Source organism: Paludibacterium flexuosum (genome assembly GCF_037076605.1).
Lineage (GTDB): Bacteria > Pseudomonadota > Gammaproteobacteria > Burkholderiales > Chromobacteriaceae > Paludibacterium.
On sequence record NZ_AP029060.1, the window covers coordinates 819,570 to 836,279 of the forward strand.

Here is a 16,710-nt window from a genome sequence, read left to right on the forward strand (position 1 = left end):
CACTCATACGGAACACATATGAAAAAGACCCTGATTGCCGGCACCATTGCCTGCGCCCTTGCCGCCGGTGCCGTTCTGGCTGCCGACATTCAAGTCAACGGCACCACCATCTCCCAGGCCCGTTTTGACGCAGTCGCCAAGATGATGAATGCCCAGGCTCAGGCCCAGGGCCAGCAGGCTGATCCGCGCCTGCCGGAAATGATCAAGCAGCAACTGATCACCGCCGAAGTCCTGCGCCAGGAAGCCGTGCGCAAAGGCATCGACAAGCTGCCGGAAGTGCGCGCCGAGCTGGACAACGCCGAAGCCATGACCCTGGCCAACCAGCTGATCAAGCAATTCGTTGCCAGCAACCCGGTATCGGAAAGCGACCTGAAGGCCGAGTACGACAAGCTCAAGGCGGCCACGCCGGAGAAGAAGAGCTACCATGCCCAGCACATCCTGGTGAAGACCGAAGCCGAAGCCAATGCCGTGATCGCCGCCCTCAAGAAGGGCAAGCCGTTCGCTCAGCTGGCCAAGGAAAAGTCCATCGACCCGGGCAGCAAGGCCAATGGTGGCGATCTGGGCTGGAACGAGCCGGAAACCTTCGTGCCGGAATTCGGCCAGGCCATGGCCAAGCTGGCCAAGGGTCAAATCACGGCCAAGCCGGTGAAGACCCAGTTCGGCTGGCACATCATCAAGCTGGACGACGTCCGCACCGAGGAATTCCCGAAGCTGGAAGCCCTGCGTCCGCAACTCGAACAGCAACTGCAAGGCGAGCGCATCCAGAAGTACATTGCCGATCTGAAGGCCAAGGCCAAGATCCAGCAATAAGCGCCGACCGCTGCCTCACCCGACGCCACGGCATGCCGTGGCGTTTTTTTATGCCTGCGCGACAAAGGCAGCAGGCGTCATGCCGAGTTGACGACGAAACACCTGAATAAAGGCACTGGGACTCTGATAGCCCACCGTCAGCGCCACCTCGGTGACCGAGCGCCCCTCGGCCAGCAGGCGCATGGCATGCCAGACTCGCAACTGTTGACGCCACACCCCGAAGGCCAGTCCGGTCTCGCGCCGGAAATGGCGCATGAAGGTACTGCGTGACATGCCTGCGTGCAAAGCCCAGTCATCCAGCCCACGCTCATCATCGGGGACCGCCAGCAACTGCTGCACCACAGCCAGCAGACGACTCGATTGCGGCAAAGCCATGCCGCTGGACAGAGAAGGCGCATACGACAGCCCATCCGCCAGCACCTGCCAGTACAACGCACGTCGCCGCGCAGGCAAACCCTCATCCAGACAAAATGGCAGCACCGCCATCAGCAAGGGCGACAAGCGAACGACCTTGAGTGCCAGCGGCAAATAGCGACCGCTCCAACCATCATCGACATAGACAGACTGCCCGCTGACCGCGCAGGGAAACAGCGCTTCATGCGCACAAATGGGCGGCACCCAGCCCAGACACCCCGAAGGCACCAGCCACTGCCCTTCACTGCTGCGCAGATGAATCGCCCCTTCGCGCACCACAAAAAGCTGACCAGTCGCATGCACATGGCTGCCGGTACGCTCGCGCACACCATGTTGCAAGGACATCACTGTGGCATTTGGCATCATGAACCGATCAAGACATAAATAGAGATAATATCGAAATATTACCAGAGAAAAAAACCGGACAATACCGGCTCACACACCAAGGAGCTCACATGTCCCCACAGCACATCGTTCGCCAGGCCCTCGAAACCATTCTGAGCGGGCAAGCCAGCCGCAGCGAAATCGAGCAATACATCGCCCCGACCTACCAACAATGGGTCGACGGCCACCAGCTTGACTACCCCGCCTTCCTGCAACATCTGGCCACACTGAATCAGCGCGCCGACAAGATGACGCTGCAGATTGATCACTTGATTGCGGAAGACAAGCTGGTTTTCAGCCAACATCAGGTCAGGGTAGACAAAACAGACGGCGGCCAGGCCCACTACCGGGTCATGGCACTGTTCACCCTGCAGGACAGTCGCATCGTACGCTGCGAAGAATTGACCTACATGCAACAAGGACAGGGCGCTGATCGCGACATGGGGTCACGCTAGGCCACCCGGCAGCGAGGCCCGGATACTCAGTCGTCCTCGTCTTCACACCAGGATGGCGCCCGCTTGTCGAGAAAAGCCGCCACCCCCTCACGCTGCTCCTCGCTGCCGATCACCTGCATATAGGCCAGACGTGCCTGCTGCAGGTGATCATCCAGAGACTGCGCAGGCGCCGTATCGATCAACCCCTGCGCCAGACGCACCGCCTGCGGCCCCTGACGTGAAATCCGGTCGGCCAGACTGACCGCCACAATCTTGGCAAAGCCGGCGTCCACCACCTCCTCCACCAGGCCGATCTGCCAGGCCTTGCCGGCATCCAGCACCTCACCACACAGCGCCATGCGACGTGCCCAGGGCTGCCCGATCTTGTCGGTCAGAAACTTCAGCCCTCCCGCCCCCGGAATCAGACCCACCCTGGCCTGCGACATCCCCAGCATGGCCCCGCGTTCAGCGACGATGACATCACAGCAAAGCGCACACTCCAGCCCAGCCCCGAGCGCAAAGCCATTGACGGCCGCCACAGACAAACCATGAAAAGAACGCAACTGCTGACAAACCGTCAGCAGCGCATCAATCAGCCCTTCGGCCTGGGCCCAGTCGCCGCCAGCCAGTGGCGGCAACGTCAGGCCCGCTGAAAAATAGCGCTCCCCGGCGCCGGTCAGGACCAGCGCGTGCAGAGAATCGTCGGCCTGCAAGACCGACAGCTGCTGCGACAAGGCCTGCAGCACCTCCACCGTCAGCAAATTGGCCGGCGGCTGCTGAATGGTCACAATCGCAGTACGCCCCAGTTGCTCCAGCGTCAGGAATGAAGTCATGGTAATCCTCGCCTCGATCTGGCGGGAAAGGCGCCGCGCCCCCGCAACGGGCCACCCCTGCTTTGTTTCTAGCCGCCAGCCCCTCAAATGCAACAAGAATCACAAACTGCCCCATTCATGACAAACAGCAAAAGGTTGGGCATCAATCCAGACCGCAAGGCTGCTAGAATGCGCTTTTCATGGTGAATACCCGATGATCGAAACCAGTCTGTTGGTCATGTTTCTGGCCGGGCTGCTGGGCGGCGGCCACTGCATCGGCATGTGCGGCGGCATCGTCACCGCGCTGAGTATCAAGCTGCCCGCCGGCCAGCGCCGGCTGCCCATGCTGCTGGGCTACAACCTTGGCCGGCTCGGCAGCTACAGCCTGATCGGCGCCCTGTTCGGCGGTCTGGCCGGCGCCGCCATGCAGCATGCCAGACCGCTGCAAATCGCGCTCTATCTGCTGGCCAACCTGATGATCATCGCCATTGGCCTCTACCTGGCAGGCCTGTCTGCTCTGGTGACTCGCATCGAACGCCTGGGGCAGCCGCTGTGGCGCCGCCTGCAACCGCTGCTGGGCCGCATTTTGCCGTTGCGCCACCCTGGCCAGGCCTTTCTGGCAGGCATGATCTGGGGCTGGGTTCCCTGTGGACTGGTGTATAGCGCCAGCCTGTCCGCCCTCGCCAGCGGCCATGCCGCGCAGGGCGCACTCATCATGCTCTGCTTTGGTCTGGGCACCCTGCCCAACCTGCTCGCCATGGGATTGTTCGCCGATGCACTGCGCCAGCAGATGCAAAAACAGGCCGTGCGACTGGGCACCGGCCTGCTGGTCTGTCTGCTGGGGATCTGGCAGCTGCTACATCTGATTCCTCACTGAGCGCTCAGGCGAAACAGGCGCGCAGCGCCTGCTCGACATCGGCAATATCGATCTGCGGTGCAATCAGTTCAAAACGGCTGTCGCGCCGCCATGCCACCTGAGTGGCGCCCCACTGGCCATCCACCCAGTTGAGCCAGACCCGGTCTCCCAGCACCGAAAACACCCCTTTGGCGCGCTGCAAGCCAGGGACCCGCCGCGGCAAGTCATCAAAAAAAGCCGTCAGCCGCTCGGCATCAAAAGCCTGACCGGCATCAAACGTCCAGCCATGCGACTGCCAGTCGGCAGGCATCTCACGGTTCAGGCGCGGCCGGTAAGCCTGCTGTTGCGTCACATTGGCCAGCGTCAGCCAGTCAGCCTCCAGCGCCCCGTCACGGACCTCGGCAATCAGCCGCTTGGGCGGGAACAGGGCCTCGGCCTGACGACGGAAGGCCGCCATGGTCGGCACATCAGCCAGATCAATCTTGTTGGCCACCAACACATCCGCCAGCGTGATCTGGTCACGGTACATGGGTTGGCGCTGATAGTTCGGATCGACAAACTGACGCGGATCCACCAGCGTCAGTACCGCTCCCACCTCCAGCGCCTCGGCCAGCGGCTGCTGGCGCAGTTCGTCAATCACGCCGGCGGCATGCGCCAGCCCGCTGGCCTCGATCAGCAACCGGTCCGGCCTGGCCCGGCGCAGCAGGGTCGCCACCGTGGCCGTCATCTGCGGCCCGGCCACACAGCACAGGCAACCACCGGCGATCTCCGCCACCGGTACCTCGCCGCCGGAAAGCACGGCGCCATCAATCCCGATCTCGCCGAACTCATTCACAATCAGCGCCCAGCTTTCCTCGGCCGGACGATGCGCAATCAGGTGGCGCAGGGCCGTGGTCTTGCCCACACCGAGAAAGCCGGTAAACAGGTTGACAATGGTTTTCTTCATGGACGACACCGTTGACAGGTGCCGGTCAGCACCAGATTTTGCGCCTGCAGTTCAAAACCGACCTCCGCCGTGGCCGAGGCCAGGCTGGACAGACTGGAAGCGGCATCCAGCTCACAGATCGCACCACAATCGCGACAGACCAGAAACAGCGACTCATGCTCACAGCCGAAATGGTCGCAGACGATATAACCATTCAGCGCCTCGACCCGGTGCAACAAGCCCTGCTCCACCAGAAAATCCAGCGCACGATACACGGTCGGCGGCGCGGCCTGGCCCCCGCGCTCCTGCTGCAAATCGGCCAGCACCTGATACGCCTTGACCACCCCGTCATGACGCAGCACCAGCTCAAGCACCTGACGGCGCAGTGCGGTCATCTTGCAGCCACGCGTCAGACAGTGACGCTCGGCCTCGGCCACAAAGCTTTGCACATCCATTCGAGGCGATCCATTTCAGAAAAAAACCCATGTTATATTATAACATTTCCTCTTTACAAGTTTTAACACCCCGTACCGGCAGCAACATTCCATTGTGATAAAATCGCCGTCATTCAACCTGACACCGTGACATCATGAAAAAACTGCTTCTGACGACCCTGCTGACCGCCTTTACCCTCCCCGTACTGGCCAATCCGGGCGGCGCCGAACGCCAGCAGGCCTTCAAGAAAATGTTGCTGCAATTCGAGCCGATGGGGGTGGTCGTTCGTGGCCGAGACCCCTACAACAAGGCCACCTTCATTCAGCATGCCGATGCCTTCAAGCTGGCGGCCGAGCAGCCCTTTACCCTGTTTGTCCCCAACAGCATCGATGCCAAGAGCCGGGCCAAGCCGGAAATCTGGAGCCAGCCCGCCAAGTTCCAGGGCGAAAAGGACAAATTCTTCAAGGCGGTCGACGCCCTGAATGTCGCCGCGCACAGTGGCGACCTCGCCAGCATCAAGAAAAACTACGACCTGGTGTCGCAGAGCTGCAAGTCCTGTCACGACACCTTCCGCGGCCCGAAAGTCGAATAAGCCGCCATCAGGCATAAAAAAACCGCAAGTCAGCCGACTTGCGGTTTTTTTCTTGCTGACAACCCGCTGCGAGCTGCCGGTCAGGCGCCACCGACGACCAAGACCAGCGCGGCCACCGCTCCCACCGCCAGTGCCAGACTGAGCAAGGCCAGCCGCAACGGTGCGAAATACAGCGGGGCAACCTCACCCTCAATGGCCTTGCGCCCGGACAGCATGGCATGCACCAGGTTCTGTTTTTTGAACACCTTGTGCGCCAGCACGGCAGCCACATGCAGCACCACCAGCACCATGATCAGATCAAAGAACAGCTTGTGCACCGAAGTAATGCTCTCCGAGACCGAACTGCTGACCAGATGCGCCAGCGGACCATCAAACAGATAGCTGTCCACATCCGAAGACAGCATGCCACTGGCAACCTGAAACAGCAGCGTCAGGATCAGCGCCAGCACCATCAGTCCGCCCAGCGGGTTATGACCGGGCTGCTGCGCCTCCGGCAAATGGCCACGCAGATAACGGCGAATGACGCCGGGTCCCTTGAGAAAGTCGCTGAAGCGCGCGGTCTGGCTGCCGAGAAAGCCCCACAGCAGGCGGAACACCAGCAGCACGGCCACGCCTTCACCGCACCAGATGTGATATCTCAGCCAGTCACCGCCCTGCGTGCCAGTCCACCACATGCCGGCAAACAACAACACCAGCGTCCAGTGAAAAACCCGTGTCGGCACATCCCACACCGATACCATTTGCTTCATCGCGACAATCCCTTCTGCCCTGTCACCATCAAGCACTTCATGCTCATGCACAAAAAAGCGGGGTGACATCAAATTTTTCTGAAATAGAATCCTAAGATAAACACATATTTATTAAAAGCGCCTTATGACCTCCACCCTGTCACGCCTGTGGCGCGGCTTGCTTGCCAACCAGATGGCCTTGCTGATCGCACTGCTGACCCTCGGCATCGGCGGCATCGAGGCCATTCAGTTCAACAGCGCCATGCAGGAGGACACCGAATATCGCACCCTGCTGCAGCAACAGCTGGCCAACAGCATGCAGCAACAGCGGCTGGGACTGGAACGCCAACTCTCCGATTACGCCATCTGGGACGAAGCCAGCAGTCGCATCAACCGCAGCGAGCCGGACATGGTCTGGATTCGCTCGGCCCTCACCCGCTCGGTGTATCTGAACCTGCGCATTGACAGTGCCCTGATCGTCGATCCGGCCAGCAGAAAGGTGATCTTTGCCCTGCAGGATGGCCACGAAGTCGCCGACGGCCAGGATCCGCTGGCGCTCGACGACACCGCATGGCGCTGGCTGCAGTCGGTACTGCTGCAGCAGGCGCGCCATCCGACCAGCGGCTACATCCTGACCCATGCTGGCGGCCCGCTGCTGCAGGGGGACCTGTCGCTGCTGGTCGCCCAGCCCGTCCTGCAGGAAAACGGCCCGACCGTGATGAACCACCGCAAGGTCATGATTTTTGCCCGCCGCGTCGATCGCGTGCTGGCCCGCCAGATCTCGTTCAACAGCGCCATCAGCAACGCCTGGATCGCCCTGCGCCCCTCGGGCCAGGCAGACATCCTGCAACAGCCGGTTCACGGGATCGACGGCCGCCCGCTCGCCTGGCTGAGCTGGCAGTTTCACGCCCCGGGCAGAGACATGCTGCACCGTCTGGTGCCTGCGACCACGGCACTGTGCAGTTTGCTGCTGCTACTGGGCTGGTTGCTCGGGCGCCAGGCCAACCGGCTGCGGGGCCGTCAGGCCGCCACACTGCAGCGACTGGAAAGACAAGGACAGGCTTTGCGTGACATCGTCGAGCAGAGTCAGTCGCAGCACAGCGGCGGGCTGTCGGCACTGTGCCGCAAACTGGCAGAGACCCTGGAAGCCAGCCGGGTCGTCATCTGGCAACACGCGCTGGATACACATCGACTGCACCGCGTGGCCGGCAGCGACAGCCAGACCCATCTGGCGGACGAACAAATCACCCTGATGTCCGACGCGGCACGCATCGAACGGCTAGATCGCCTGCGCTTCATGGCCATCCGCGAAATCGATACCCGCCCGCTGCATGAGAGCTTCGTCAGCTACATCCGGCGCTACCGTCTGCAGAGCGCACTGATCGCCACCATCCGTGTCGGCCACAAGATGCACGGCATCATCAGCGTCGAACACCAGCAACCCCGGCGCTGGCACCAGGATGAAATCAACTTCATCTGCTCGGCAGCCAATGCCATCGCCCTGCAAACCGAAACCGGCGCCAGACAGGCCGCGGAAAACGAGCTGGCCAACCTGTTCTACTTCGACTCGCAGACCGGCCTGCCCAACCAGCACCGCCTGCTGCTGCACCTGGACAACCTGGCCCTGACCGGCAAAGACCGCCAGGGCATTTGTTGTGCCATCGAATTAAGTGATCTGGCCCAGATTATCGAAGGATTCGACAAGGCCACCGGAGCCGCACTGACCAATGAAGTCGCCCGTCGGCTGCAAAACCTGATCCGCGTCGGCGAAATCGCCGCCCGGCTCAGCGACACCCGCTTTGCCGTCTGGCTGGAAGGGCAGGATGACGAGGAGCTGAACGCCCGACTCTCCGGTTTGCACCAAAGCATCCGCGCCCCCTATCTGTTGCCGCCACATGAACTGCACCCACGCTTCCAGCTGGGGGTCAGCTTCTTTCCCGACGACGGACCGGATGCCGAAACCCTGGTACAGCGTGCTCAGGCGGCCCTGCAGCAGACACCCGGGCCAAGCCCCCAGCCCTGGTCACGCTTTGACAGCCACCTCAACGACCAGCGCAAACAGAGCCAGCAGCTGCGCATGGAATTGCGCCAGGCAATGGACAAGGGGCAGCTGTCACTTCACTTCCAGCCGCTGATCGACCTGCGCAGCGGGCAAGTCAGCGGCGCCGAGGCCCTGCTGCGCTGGCAGCATCACGAACACGGCGCGATCTCACCCGCGCTGTTCATCCCGCTGGCCGAAGAAGATGAAGTACTGATTTGCGCCATCGGCAAATGGGTGCTGGATCAGGCCTGTGCCCATGCGGCACGCTGGCGCCTCAGTCATGCGCCGACCCTGCGCATCTCCGTCAATGTCTCGGCCAGACAAATGGAGTCTCCCGGCTTTCATCAGCTGGTGCGCGAGATACTGGCACGTCACGCACTGCCGCCCAGCGCCATCGAACTGGAATTGACCGAAAGCATTGCCATGAGCCATACCAGCGAGGTCGAAACCAATCTGCGCGAACTACAAGCCCTGCAAGTCGAAATGGCCATCGACGACTTCGGTACCGGCTATGCCAGCTTCAGCTATTTACGCCGCTTCCCGGTGAACCGTCTCAAAGTTGACCGGCAATTCTTCGAATCCGTCCCGCAAGACCTGCAGAAAAGCAATCTGGTGAAAATGATTGTGGCCATGGGACATGCCATGGGGGCCAGCGTGATCGGAGAGGGGGTCGAACAGGCGGAACAAGTGCGCTTCCTGCGCGCTATCGGCGGTGATTACGCCCAGGGCTACTACTTCAGCAAGCCGCTCCCGGCCGCCGAGATGGAAGCTTTCCTGCAGCACCCGGACATCGGGCTGCCCTGAGGGGAACGCGCCGTTCAGCGCTTCACGGCCAGCAACAGCAGACCATCCACCGGCAGGGCCAGCTCCTCTCGCACCACCAACTGCGTCAGCTCAACCGGCTGCATCCCCGCGGACTCAAGACCCTGATGCAGATAAGCCTGCGCATGTTGATAGCGTCCGCTCGGCGTAATGCCGAAATCGCCCTCCACAAAGCGCTCTTCCGCCGAGGCCAGCAAGTAGCCACCGGGGCGCAATACCCGCGCCATTTCCCTTAGCAACTCATCCAGCGCGCCAAAATAGATGAAAGTGTCGGCACTGGCGATCAGATCGAGACTGTCCGCAGGCAGCGTGCGCAGGTAAGCCACCATTTCCACCTGCTGCAGCTGGTGATAGCACCCCTTGCGGGCAGCCAGAGCCAGACTCCTGGCCGACAGGTCCACACCGACCAACTGACGGGCACGTGCCGCCAGATAAGGGCCACACAAGCCCGTACCACACCCGGCATCGAGAATCGCCAGCCCCTCGCCCACCCCGTGGCGTGTCAGCATCTCGTCCAGACGGGCCGGAATGCTGTACTCCAGCGTGCCGATCATTTTGCTGTCGAACACATCAGCGGCCTGATCGAAATACATCTGCAGATAGGCATCCGAAGCCCGCGCCGGCACATTTTCCACCGTACAGGCCGCCAGCATATGGGCCGCAATCGGATTCTCCGGCTCCTGCGCCAGCCACTGCCGATAGATCTCGGCGGCCTCATCGATCCGTCCCAGAACATAAAAGGCAATCGCCAGGATATGGTGAGCCTTGTCGTCATGCGGCGGCAGCACATAGGCCTGACACTGGCACCGGGCGGCTTCCAGCACCTCGCCCAGCGCGGCATAGACCGTACCCAGACTGTTCCAGCTCTCGGCCTGAGCCGGGTCCAGGGCCAGCGCCTGCTCAAACGCCGTTCTGGCCTCGGCGGCCTTGCCCGCGGCCAGCAGGACACTGCCCAGATTGCGCCAGACCTGCACCTGACGGGCGTCACGCTCCAGCGCCAGAATGAAGGCGGCCGCCGCCTCATCGTGACGCCCCTGGGCTGCCAGCATATTGCCCAGATCGTTCGGCCACGCAGTCTGATGCGGCGCCAGCGCGACCGCCTGATGCAGCGCCTGCACGGCATAATCGCCCTGCCCGGTCTGATACAGCCACAAGCCAAAGCGATAGTGCAACTCGGGCCAGCATGGCCAGTCCGCCAGCAAGCCCTGATAGCCCTCCCCCGCCCATTGCAGGCGACCGTCGCACTGCGCCTGCCAGGCGGCCGCCAGGGCGGCCTGGGCTTCCGGCGAGATCGACCGGTAATCCGAAGAGCTCATGTCACACTCCCGTCCGCTGTGTCGACAGCGGGGTTCAAGTTCACAAAGTGGGGCATTATATTTGTTTATCACAACCAATGTGATAGCTCTATTTTCCTTGCATTCCTGCCGACGCTATCGATAATGACATCTGGGAGCCAATAGCCCGATTCAAAGACAACTCAATACCACTGATGCACATGGCCGCAAGGCTGACGGCTTGAGGAAAACATGCCGCTTCCATTGATTTTACTGGTCGATGATGACGTCGCCGCACTCAGTCCGCTGGTGCTGTTTCTCCAGCAGGCTGGCTTTCGCTGCACCGGCGTACACAGCGGCCAGGAGGCGCTGGCATTCTGCCAGAATCATCGTCCGGATCTGGTGGTGATGAGCCTGCAGATGACCGGCATGGATGGTCTGCAGCTCACCGACCAGCTGCGCAAGCAGTTTGTCGACGAATGGATGCCGATTATTTTCCTGTCGTCAGACGACGACGCCGACCACATCCTGGCGGGTCTGACGGTGGGGGGCGACGACTACCTCTGCAAACCGGCCAATCCCGACATGCTGCTGGCGAAGATCCGTGTTTTCCTGCGGATCTCCCGTCTGCAACGCCAACTGACCGACGATGCCGTGCGGCTGGCACGCTATTACGAAGAGAACGAATTCGAGCAGACCCTGGCACTGGAACTGATCCAGCGCCTGACCTACCGCTCCTTTGTCGGCCAGGCCCACATCTGGCACACCCTGCACCCGGCCGGCATCTTCAACGGTGACATCATCTGCCGCAGCCACTCCGCCCCGGGTCTGGAGCACTTCCTGCTGGCAGACTGCACCGGCCACGGCCTGACCGCCGCCATCAGTGCCCTGCCGGTCATCGACGGCTTCTACGAACTGGTGAAACAGTTCCTGTCGACCAGCTTGCTGGCTGGCGGCATCAACAAAAAATTGCACAGCCTGCTGCCCACCGGCCGCTTTGTCGCTGCCGCCCTGTGCTCGATCGATTACCTGCACCGCACCCTGTCCATCTGGAACGGGGGCATTCCCTGCGCCCTGCTGATCGGGCGCGGCGGGCAACTCAAGCATGGCTTCCCCTCGCGCTACCCGCCGCTGGGCATTCTGGACGAAGCCGATTTCGACAACACCTTGCAGCAAGTCCACTGGGAAGACGGTGATCTGCTGGTACTGTCCTCCGACGGCATCACCGAAGCCAGCAACCTGAAAGGTGACCAGTTCGGGCTGAGCGGTGTTCAGCATGCCATTGAGCATGGCTGGCCGGATGCGGTAGGCAACAGCATCCTGGAAGCACTCAGCCGCCACCTGGATGGGGACGATGCCAAGGATGATGTCTCCCTGCTGGTCGTCCGGCTGCACGTCCCCAGCGACTAAGCCCCCGCCCTCGTCACCGCATCGTCATATTGCTTCCCTTCGTCAAGAATAGGTAGTTATACTTATGCAACTATTCTTGCCGCAAGGATTGGCCATGCGCCCCGACCTGAAGCGCTTTCTTCCGCCAGTGCTCTCTCTGCTGCTGGCCTGTGCCGCCTCAGGTCAATCCTTTACCCCGGTCCTGCTCTACGACAGCACCTCGGGGCGTTTCGACAAAGGCTACGGCCAGAATGCCTGGCAGGGGGCGGAGCGCTTCGCGCACGAGACCCATCTCGCCTATCGCCAGGTCAGTCTGCGTCATGGCATGACACCGGAAGCACTGCTTGAGCAGCAGGCACGCCGCCATCCGAGCATGATCGTGGCAGTCAGCTTCCTCTTCGCACCGGCGATCGAAAAGGTGGCGCCCCGCTACCCGCACACCCGGTTCACGCTGATTGATGCCGCCGCCCCCGGGCGCAACGTGCAAAGCATTCTGTTCAAGGAGCACGAAGGCTCGTTTCTGGCCGGCATGGCCGCCGCACTCAAATCACGCAGCGGCACAATCGGCTTCGTCGGAGGCATGGATACCCCGCTGATTCGGGCATTTGGCTGCGGCTACGCCCAGGGAGCGCGCTACATCAACCCGCGCATCCGGGTATTGCAGGACATGGCCGGCAACACCCCGGCCGCCTTCAATGACCCGGCACGCGGCAAGCAACTGGCCCAGGCACAATTGCGCCACGCTGCCGACGTCATCTACGCCGCCGCCGGCCATACCGGTCTGGGCTCGCTGCAAGCCGTGGCCGAGGCCGGCAAATTCGCCATCGGGGTAGATATCAATCAAAACGCCCTCTTTCCCGGCGTCATGCTCAGTTCCATGGTCAAACGCATCGACCTGGCGGTCTATCAAACCCTGCGGGACGGCCAAAGGGGGCGCTGGCATGCCGGTGTCCGGGTGCTCGGCCTGCGTGACGATGCGCTCGGGCTGGCCATGGATCGTTACAACCAGGGGCTGATTGATCTCGACATGCAACAAAAACTGGCACAGGCCCGGCGGAACATCGTCAGCGGACGCCTGTCCGTCATCGATTACCGCACCACCCATCAATGTCCGACGATCCCGGCAACCCTGCACCCGTAGCTTTTGCCGGCTTCAGGCAAACGGGCGCCCGGACAACAGGACAGCCGGCGTGTCCCTAAGCCCAGTGGACAGCGCGCGGCAGGCACGCCATTCTCGCCTATACTGAATTCTAAACAGGTTCACAAAAAACAATTTAAATCGAATAGCATAATTTGCCAGTCTGACTTGGAAAGGGAGGGACATGGCGGATTCCCCTTCGGTTGCGGACCCGACACAGTTGGCGCTGGCGCTGGCCCATTGCGCCTCGGAGCCGATTCATCTTTGCGGCACCATTCAGCCGCATGGCATCCTGCTGGCGCTGGATGATCAAGGCCTCATCCGCATGGCCAGCAACAATCTGCACCTGCTGCAGGACAAAGCCACCGCAGACTGGCTGGACCAGCCGGCCGAGGCCCTGCTCGGGACGGACAATACCCGACAGTGCCTGGCCCTGAGCGACAGCGCCGTCCTGCCACTGCGCATTGGCGTGCAATCCTGGCTGGCCCAGGCACATCGCAGTCAGGCATGGACCCTGATCGAACTGACCCGCCAGTCCGACGCCGACCCCCTGCAACAGAACCAGCTGCTCGGCCTGATGCGCCAGACCCTGACCCCGCCGGCGCAGGATGGTTCACTGGAAGCTTACTGCCAGTTCATCTGCGAACAGGTACGCCAGCTCAGTGGTTTTGACCGGGTGCTGCTGTATCGCTTCGACGACAAATGGAACGGCGCCGTCATCGGCGAAAGCCGCAGCCCGGTGTTTCCTTCCCTGCTGCACCACCATTTCCCGGCCTCCGACATCCCCCCGCAGGCGCGCGCACTGTTCAGCAAAAAAATGCTGCGCGAACTGGTCGATGCCGAAGCCGAGAACATCCCGATCCTGCCCCGGCATCCGCCGGTCGAAGGGCAGGCACTCGATCTGGGGCGCTCGCGCTTGCGCGCCATGTCACCGATCCATATCGAGTACCTGCGCAATATGGGCGTCCGCGCCACCGTCACCGTCTCCATCCTGTACAACCAGCAGCTCTGGGGCCTGATCGCCTGCCATCACCAGCAGGCCAAAGCCTTGCCGATGCAGCAGCTGGAAGCCCTGGAGTGTATCGGCACCGCGGTCAGCCTCAAGATCGAGTCTCTGCAATCGCGCGCTTACAGCCGCTCGATGGAACGGGTCCGCCAGAGCCTGAGCAAGCTCTATCGCCTGATCCGCCACAGCGACAATCTGGAGCGTGTCTTGCAGATGTATGCCGAGGACTACCTGAGCCTGGCGCAAGCCGGCGGCAGCTCCATCCTGTTTGCCGGCAAACGCCATCGCATCGGCAACACCCCGACAGAGCAGGAAATCGCGGCACTGGAAACCTGGCTGCAGCAACAGTCTTTCGTCGATGGCGTGTTCAGTTGCGACAGCCTGGGCGAACGATACCCGCCCGCCCGTGACTGGTTTGACCTGGCCGCCGGGCTGCTGGCCATCGACCTGGACAACACCCGCAGCAACTTCATCTGCTGGTATCGGCCGGAAGTGGTGCGTGACATTGCCTGGGCCGGCAACCCCTATGCAAAGGTGGTCTCCGACCAGGGCGGGCAGCCCCGTGTCGAGCCGCGACGATCCTTTGCCGTCTGGATTGAAACCGTCATGGGCACCGCCGAGCCATGGCGCCAGGCCACCATTGATGCCGTGCGCCTGTTCTCCCTGTCCCTGATGCAGCTTCTGGTCGAGCAGGCTCGCCAGCACAGCGATGCGGCCGAAGCCGCCAGCCGGGCCAAAAGTGATTTTCTGGCCAATATGAGCCATGAAATCCGCACGCCGCTCAACGGCATCATCGGCTTGACCCATCTTTGCCTGCAAACACCACTCGACCCGCACCAGCGAGATTACCTGGGCAAAGTGATGGATACCTCGCAGACCCTGCTGCAGGTCATCAATGACATTCTGGATTTCTCGCGCATCGAGGCCGGCAAGCTGAAGATCGAGACGGTCCCCTTCCGCCTGAGCGACACCCTGGACAAGATTGAGCCGATGATCCGCCTGGCCGCCGAAGGCAAGGGGCTGGCTTTCCAGGTCGAATCGGACAAGGGCAGCGAAGTCGAGCTGTCCGGTGACCCGCTGCGCTTGCAGCAGATTCTGCTCAACCTGCTGAGCAATGCAGTGAAGTTCACCGAGCGGGGCTCGATCACCCTGCGCATCAAGGTCATGGAATCCGTCGCGCGCCGGCTGCGGCTGCGCTTCGAGGTCCAGGATACCGGCATCGGCATGACGCCGGCCCAGCAGGCCAGGATCTTCGAAGCGTTCGAGCAGGCCGATACCTCGACAACCCGTCGCTATGGCGGCTCAGGGCTCGGTCTGGCGATCGTGCGCCGCCTGGTCGCGCTGCTGGGCGGCAGCCTGCAACTGGACAGCCAGCCCGACGCCGGCACGCGCTTCAGCGTGCAGCTGTGGTTCGAACAGACCCCCGGCAAGGTCGCCAACGCACGCGGCAAAGCCGCCTTGCGCCACGAGAAAATCCTGGTGGTGGCCGACGCCGGTTTTACACGCTCCATGCTGGCCCACCTGCTGCAGGAACTGAGTTACCCCTTCAGCTATGCCGAACGCCAGGCACATCAGTGCCATATTGATCCTGAACAGCAGGACGACCTCTACCGGCTGTTGCTGATCGATGGCGCCGAGCCCGATCAGGATCTGGCCCTGATCCGTCAACTGCGCCAGCACGCCCGGTTTCAGTCACAGCCCATTCTGTTGCTGAGCGACGACCCCGCTGCCCTGCAATCAGCCGTGGCTGCCAAAGACATCCAGGGCATCTTGCCGCGTCCGCTGGAGCGCAGCGCACTGTGCGAGGCACTGGATCGCCTGCTGGTCACGCCGCTGCGGCGCGCCGACAAGCCACCCCAGGCACCCCCTGTCAGCGCGCTGCGCGGCAAGCGGGTATTGCTGGTCGAGGATAACGAGGTCAATCGCCTGGTGGGCAAGGGCCTGCTGGAAGAGGTCGGCATCGTGGTCACGCTGGCCTCGGACGGGGTGGAAGCGCTGCAACGCCTGCAACAGCAGACTGTTGATCTGGTGCTGATGGACATCCAGATGCCGAATATGGACGGTATCACGGCCACAAGAGCCCTGCGTGGTCAGCCCGCCCTGGCCTCCCTGCCGGTCATCGCCATGACCGCGCATGCCATGCCGGAGGAACATGCCCGCTGCCTGGCAGCCGGCATGAACGATCTGATCACCAAACCCGTCTCGCCGCCCCTGCTGCAGCAGATGCTGCTGCAGTACCTGTGTGCGGGCAAACACCCATCAGTCAAGGCGAAGCCACAAGAGGACGCCGCACAGGCAAGCAGCCCGGGACTGGATCTGCAAGCGGGTCTGGCACATGTCAGCAACAACACCATCGCCTATCACAAAATGCTGACCGTGTTCCGTATCCAGCATGGCAATGCCATCCCACTCATCGAGGAGGCGATCCGCCAGCGCAAGATCGATGCCATGCGCCAGCTGATTCACAAGCTGAAGGGGGCGGCCGGCACCATCGGGGCCATGCAGCTGTTTCAACAGGCGGCCACGCTGGAATCCCTGCCGCAGGACGAGCGCTTCAGCGCCCAGCTGGAGACCATGCGCGTCGAAATGCAGCAGGTCTTGCAGCAGATTGACCAGACCCTGGCCGAACAGGCACCCAAATCATGAGGGA

Annotated in this window: 14 protein-coding genes; 8 read left to right on the plus strand and 6 right to left on the minus strand. The window is 62.0% G+C overall.

Features of this window, described 5'->3' with window-relative positions; translation table 11 throughout:
• Window positions 1-18 precede the first annotated feature (18 nt).
• Window positions 19-810, plus strand: coding sequence for a peptidylprolyl isomerase (locus AACH39_RS04005; protein ID WP_215782324.1), 792 nt, complete (start codon window positions 19-21; stop codon window positions 808-810).
• A gap of 48 nt (window positions 811-858) precedes the next feature.
• Here the strand turns inward: AACH39_RS04005 and AACH39_RS04010 are convergent, their stop codons facing one another.
• Window positions 859-1,590 (minus strand): AraC family transcriptional regulator, encoded by a 732-nt coding sequence (locus AACH39_RS04010; protein ID WP_338620949.1) that lies wholly within the window; start codon window positions 1,588-1,590, stop codon window positions 859-861.
• An 89-nt stretch (window positions 1,591-1,679) separates the two neighbouring features.
• Between AACH39_RS04010 and AACH39_RS04015 the strand changes: the two genes are divergently transcribed.
• Complete coding sequence (locus AACH39_RS04015; RefSeq protein ID WP_215782322.1) at window positions 1,680-2,063, plus strand: nuclear transport factor 2 family protein; 384 nt, start codon at window positions 1,680-1,682, stop codon at window positions 2,061-2,063.
• 26 nt (window positions 2,064-2,089) lie between these two features.
• On the opposite strand, the gene AACH39_RS04020 is transcribed toward AACH39_RS04015, so the two are convergent.
• Complete coding sequence (locus AACH39_RS04020) at window positions 2,090-2,875, minus strand: enoyl-CoA hydratase-related protein (protein WP_338620950.1); 786 nt, start codon at window positions 2,873-2,875, stop codon at window positions 2,090-2,092.
• Window positions 2,876-3,068: 193 nt separating this feature from the next.
• On the opposite strand from AACH39_RS04020, the gene AACH39_RS04025 reads away from it, so the two are divergent.
• A complete protein-coding gene (locus AACH39_RS04025; RefSeq protein WP_338620951.1) occupies window positions 3,069-3,731 on the plus strand; it encodes a sulfite exporter TauE/SafE family protein in 663 nt (220 codons plus the stop codon).
• A 4-nt stretch (window positions 3,732-3,735) separates the two neighbouring features.
• On the opposite strand, the gene AACH39_RS04030 is transcribed toward AACH39_RS04025, so the two are convergent.
• Together AACH39_RS04030 and AACH39_RS04035 are read right to left on the minus strand one after the other, a co-directional pair.
• A complete protein-coding gene (locus AACH39_RS04030) occupies window positions 3,736-4,665 on the minus strand; it encodes a GTP-binding protein (protein ID WP_338620952.1) in 930 nt (309 codons plus the stop codon).
• On the minus strand, window positions 4,653-5,090 hold the full coding sequence (locus AACH39_RS04035) for a Fur family transcriptional regulator (RefSeq protein ID WP_215782318.1): 438 nt from the start codon (window positions 5,088-5,090) through the stop codon (window positions 4,653-4,655). The genes AACH39_RS04030 and AACH39_RS04035 overlap by 13 nt, the downstream gene beginning before the upstream one ends.
• Window positions 5,091-5,224: 134 nt before the next feature.
• Here AACH39_RS04035 and AACH39_RS04040 point away from each other — a divergent pair, with 134 nt between their 5' ends.
• On the plus strand, window positions 5,225-5,662 hold the full coding sequence (locus AACH39_RS04040; protein ID WP_215782317.1) for a cytochrome c: 438 nt from the start codon (window positions 5,225-5,227) through the stop codon (window positions 5,660-5,662).
• Window positions 5,663-5,742: 80 nt separating this feature from the next.
• Here AACH39_RS04040 and AACH39_RS04045 read toward each other — a convergent pair whose 3' ends face one another.
• Window positions 5,743-6,411, minus strand: a complete 669-nt coding sequence (locus AACH39_RS04045) for a cytochrome b/b6 domain-containing protein (RefSeq protein ID WP_338620953.1) — start codon at window positions 6,409-6,411, stop codon at window positions 5,743-5,745.
• A gap of 124 nt (window positions 6,412-6,535) precedes the next feature.
• Here AACH39_RS04045 and AACH39_RS04050 point away from each other — a divergent pair, with 124 nt between their 5' ends.
• Complete coding sequence (locus AACH39_RS04050; RefSeq protein ID WP_338620954.1) at window positions 6,536-9,235, plus strand: EAL domain-containing protein; 2,700 nt, start codon at window positions 6,536-6,538, stop codon at window positions 9,233-9,235.
• A gap of 14 nt (window positions 9,236-9,249) precedes the next feature.
• On the opposite strand, the gene AACH39_RS04055 is transcribed toward AACH39_RS04050, so the two are convergent.
• Window positions 9,250-10,569, minus strand: a complete 1,320-nt coding sequence (locus tag AACH39_RS04055; protein WP_338620955.1) for a tetratricopeptide repeat protein — start codon at window positions 10,567-10,569, stop codon at window positions 9,250-9,252.
• Between the two features lie 210 nt (window positions 10,570-10,779).
• On the opposite strand from AACH39_RS04055, the gene AACH39_RS04060 reads away from it, so the two are divergent.
• From AACH39_RS04060 to AACH39_RS04070, 3 genes are all read left to right on the plus strand, one after another.
• Window positions 10,780-11,937 (plus strand): SpoIIE family protein phosphatase, encoded by a 1,158-nt coding sequence (locus tag AACH39_RS04060; protein ID WP_215782313.1) that lies wholly within the window; start codon window positions 10,780-10,782, stop codon window positions 11,935-11,937.
• Window positions 11,938-12,031: 94 nt separating this feature from the next.
• A complete protein-coding gene (locus tag AACH39_RS04065) occupies window positions 12,032-13,057 on the plus strand; it encodes a BMP family ABC transporter substrate-binding protein (RefSeq protein WP_338620956.1) in 1,026 nt (341 codons plus the stop codon).
• A gap of 181 nt (window positions 13,058-13,238) precedes the next feature.
• Window positions 13,239-16,706: a response regulator gene (locus AACH39_RS04070; protein WP_338620957.1), complete on the plus strand. Its 3,468-nt coding sequence runs from the start codon at window positions 13,239-13,241 to the stop codon at window positions 16,704-16,706.
• Window positions 16,707-16,710: the final 4 nt, after the last annotated feature.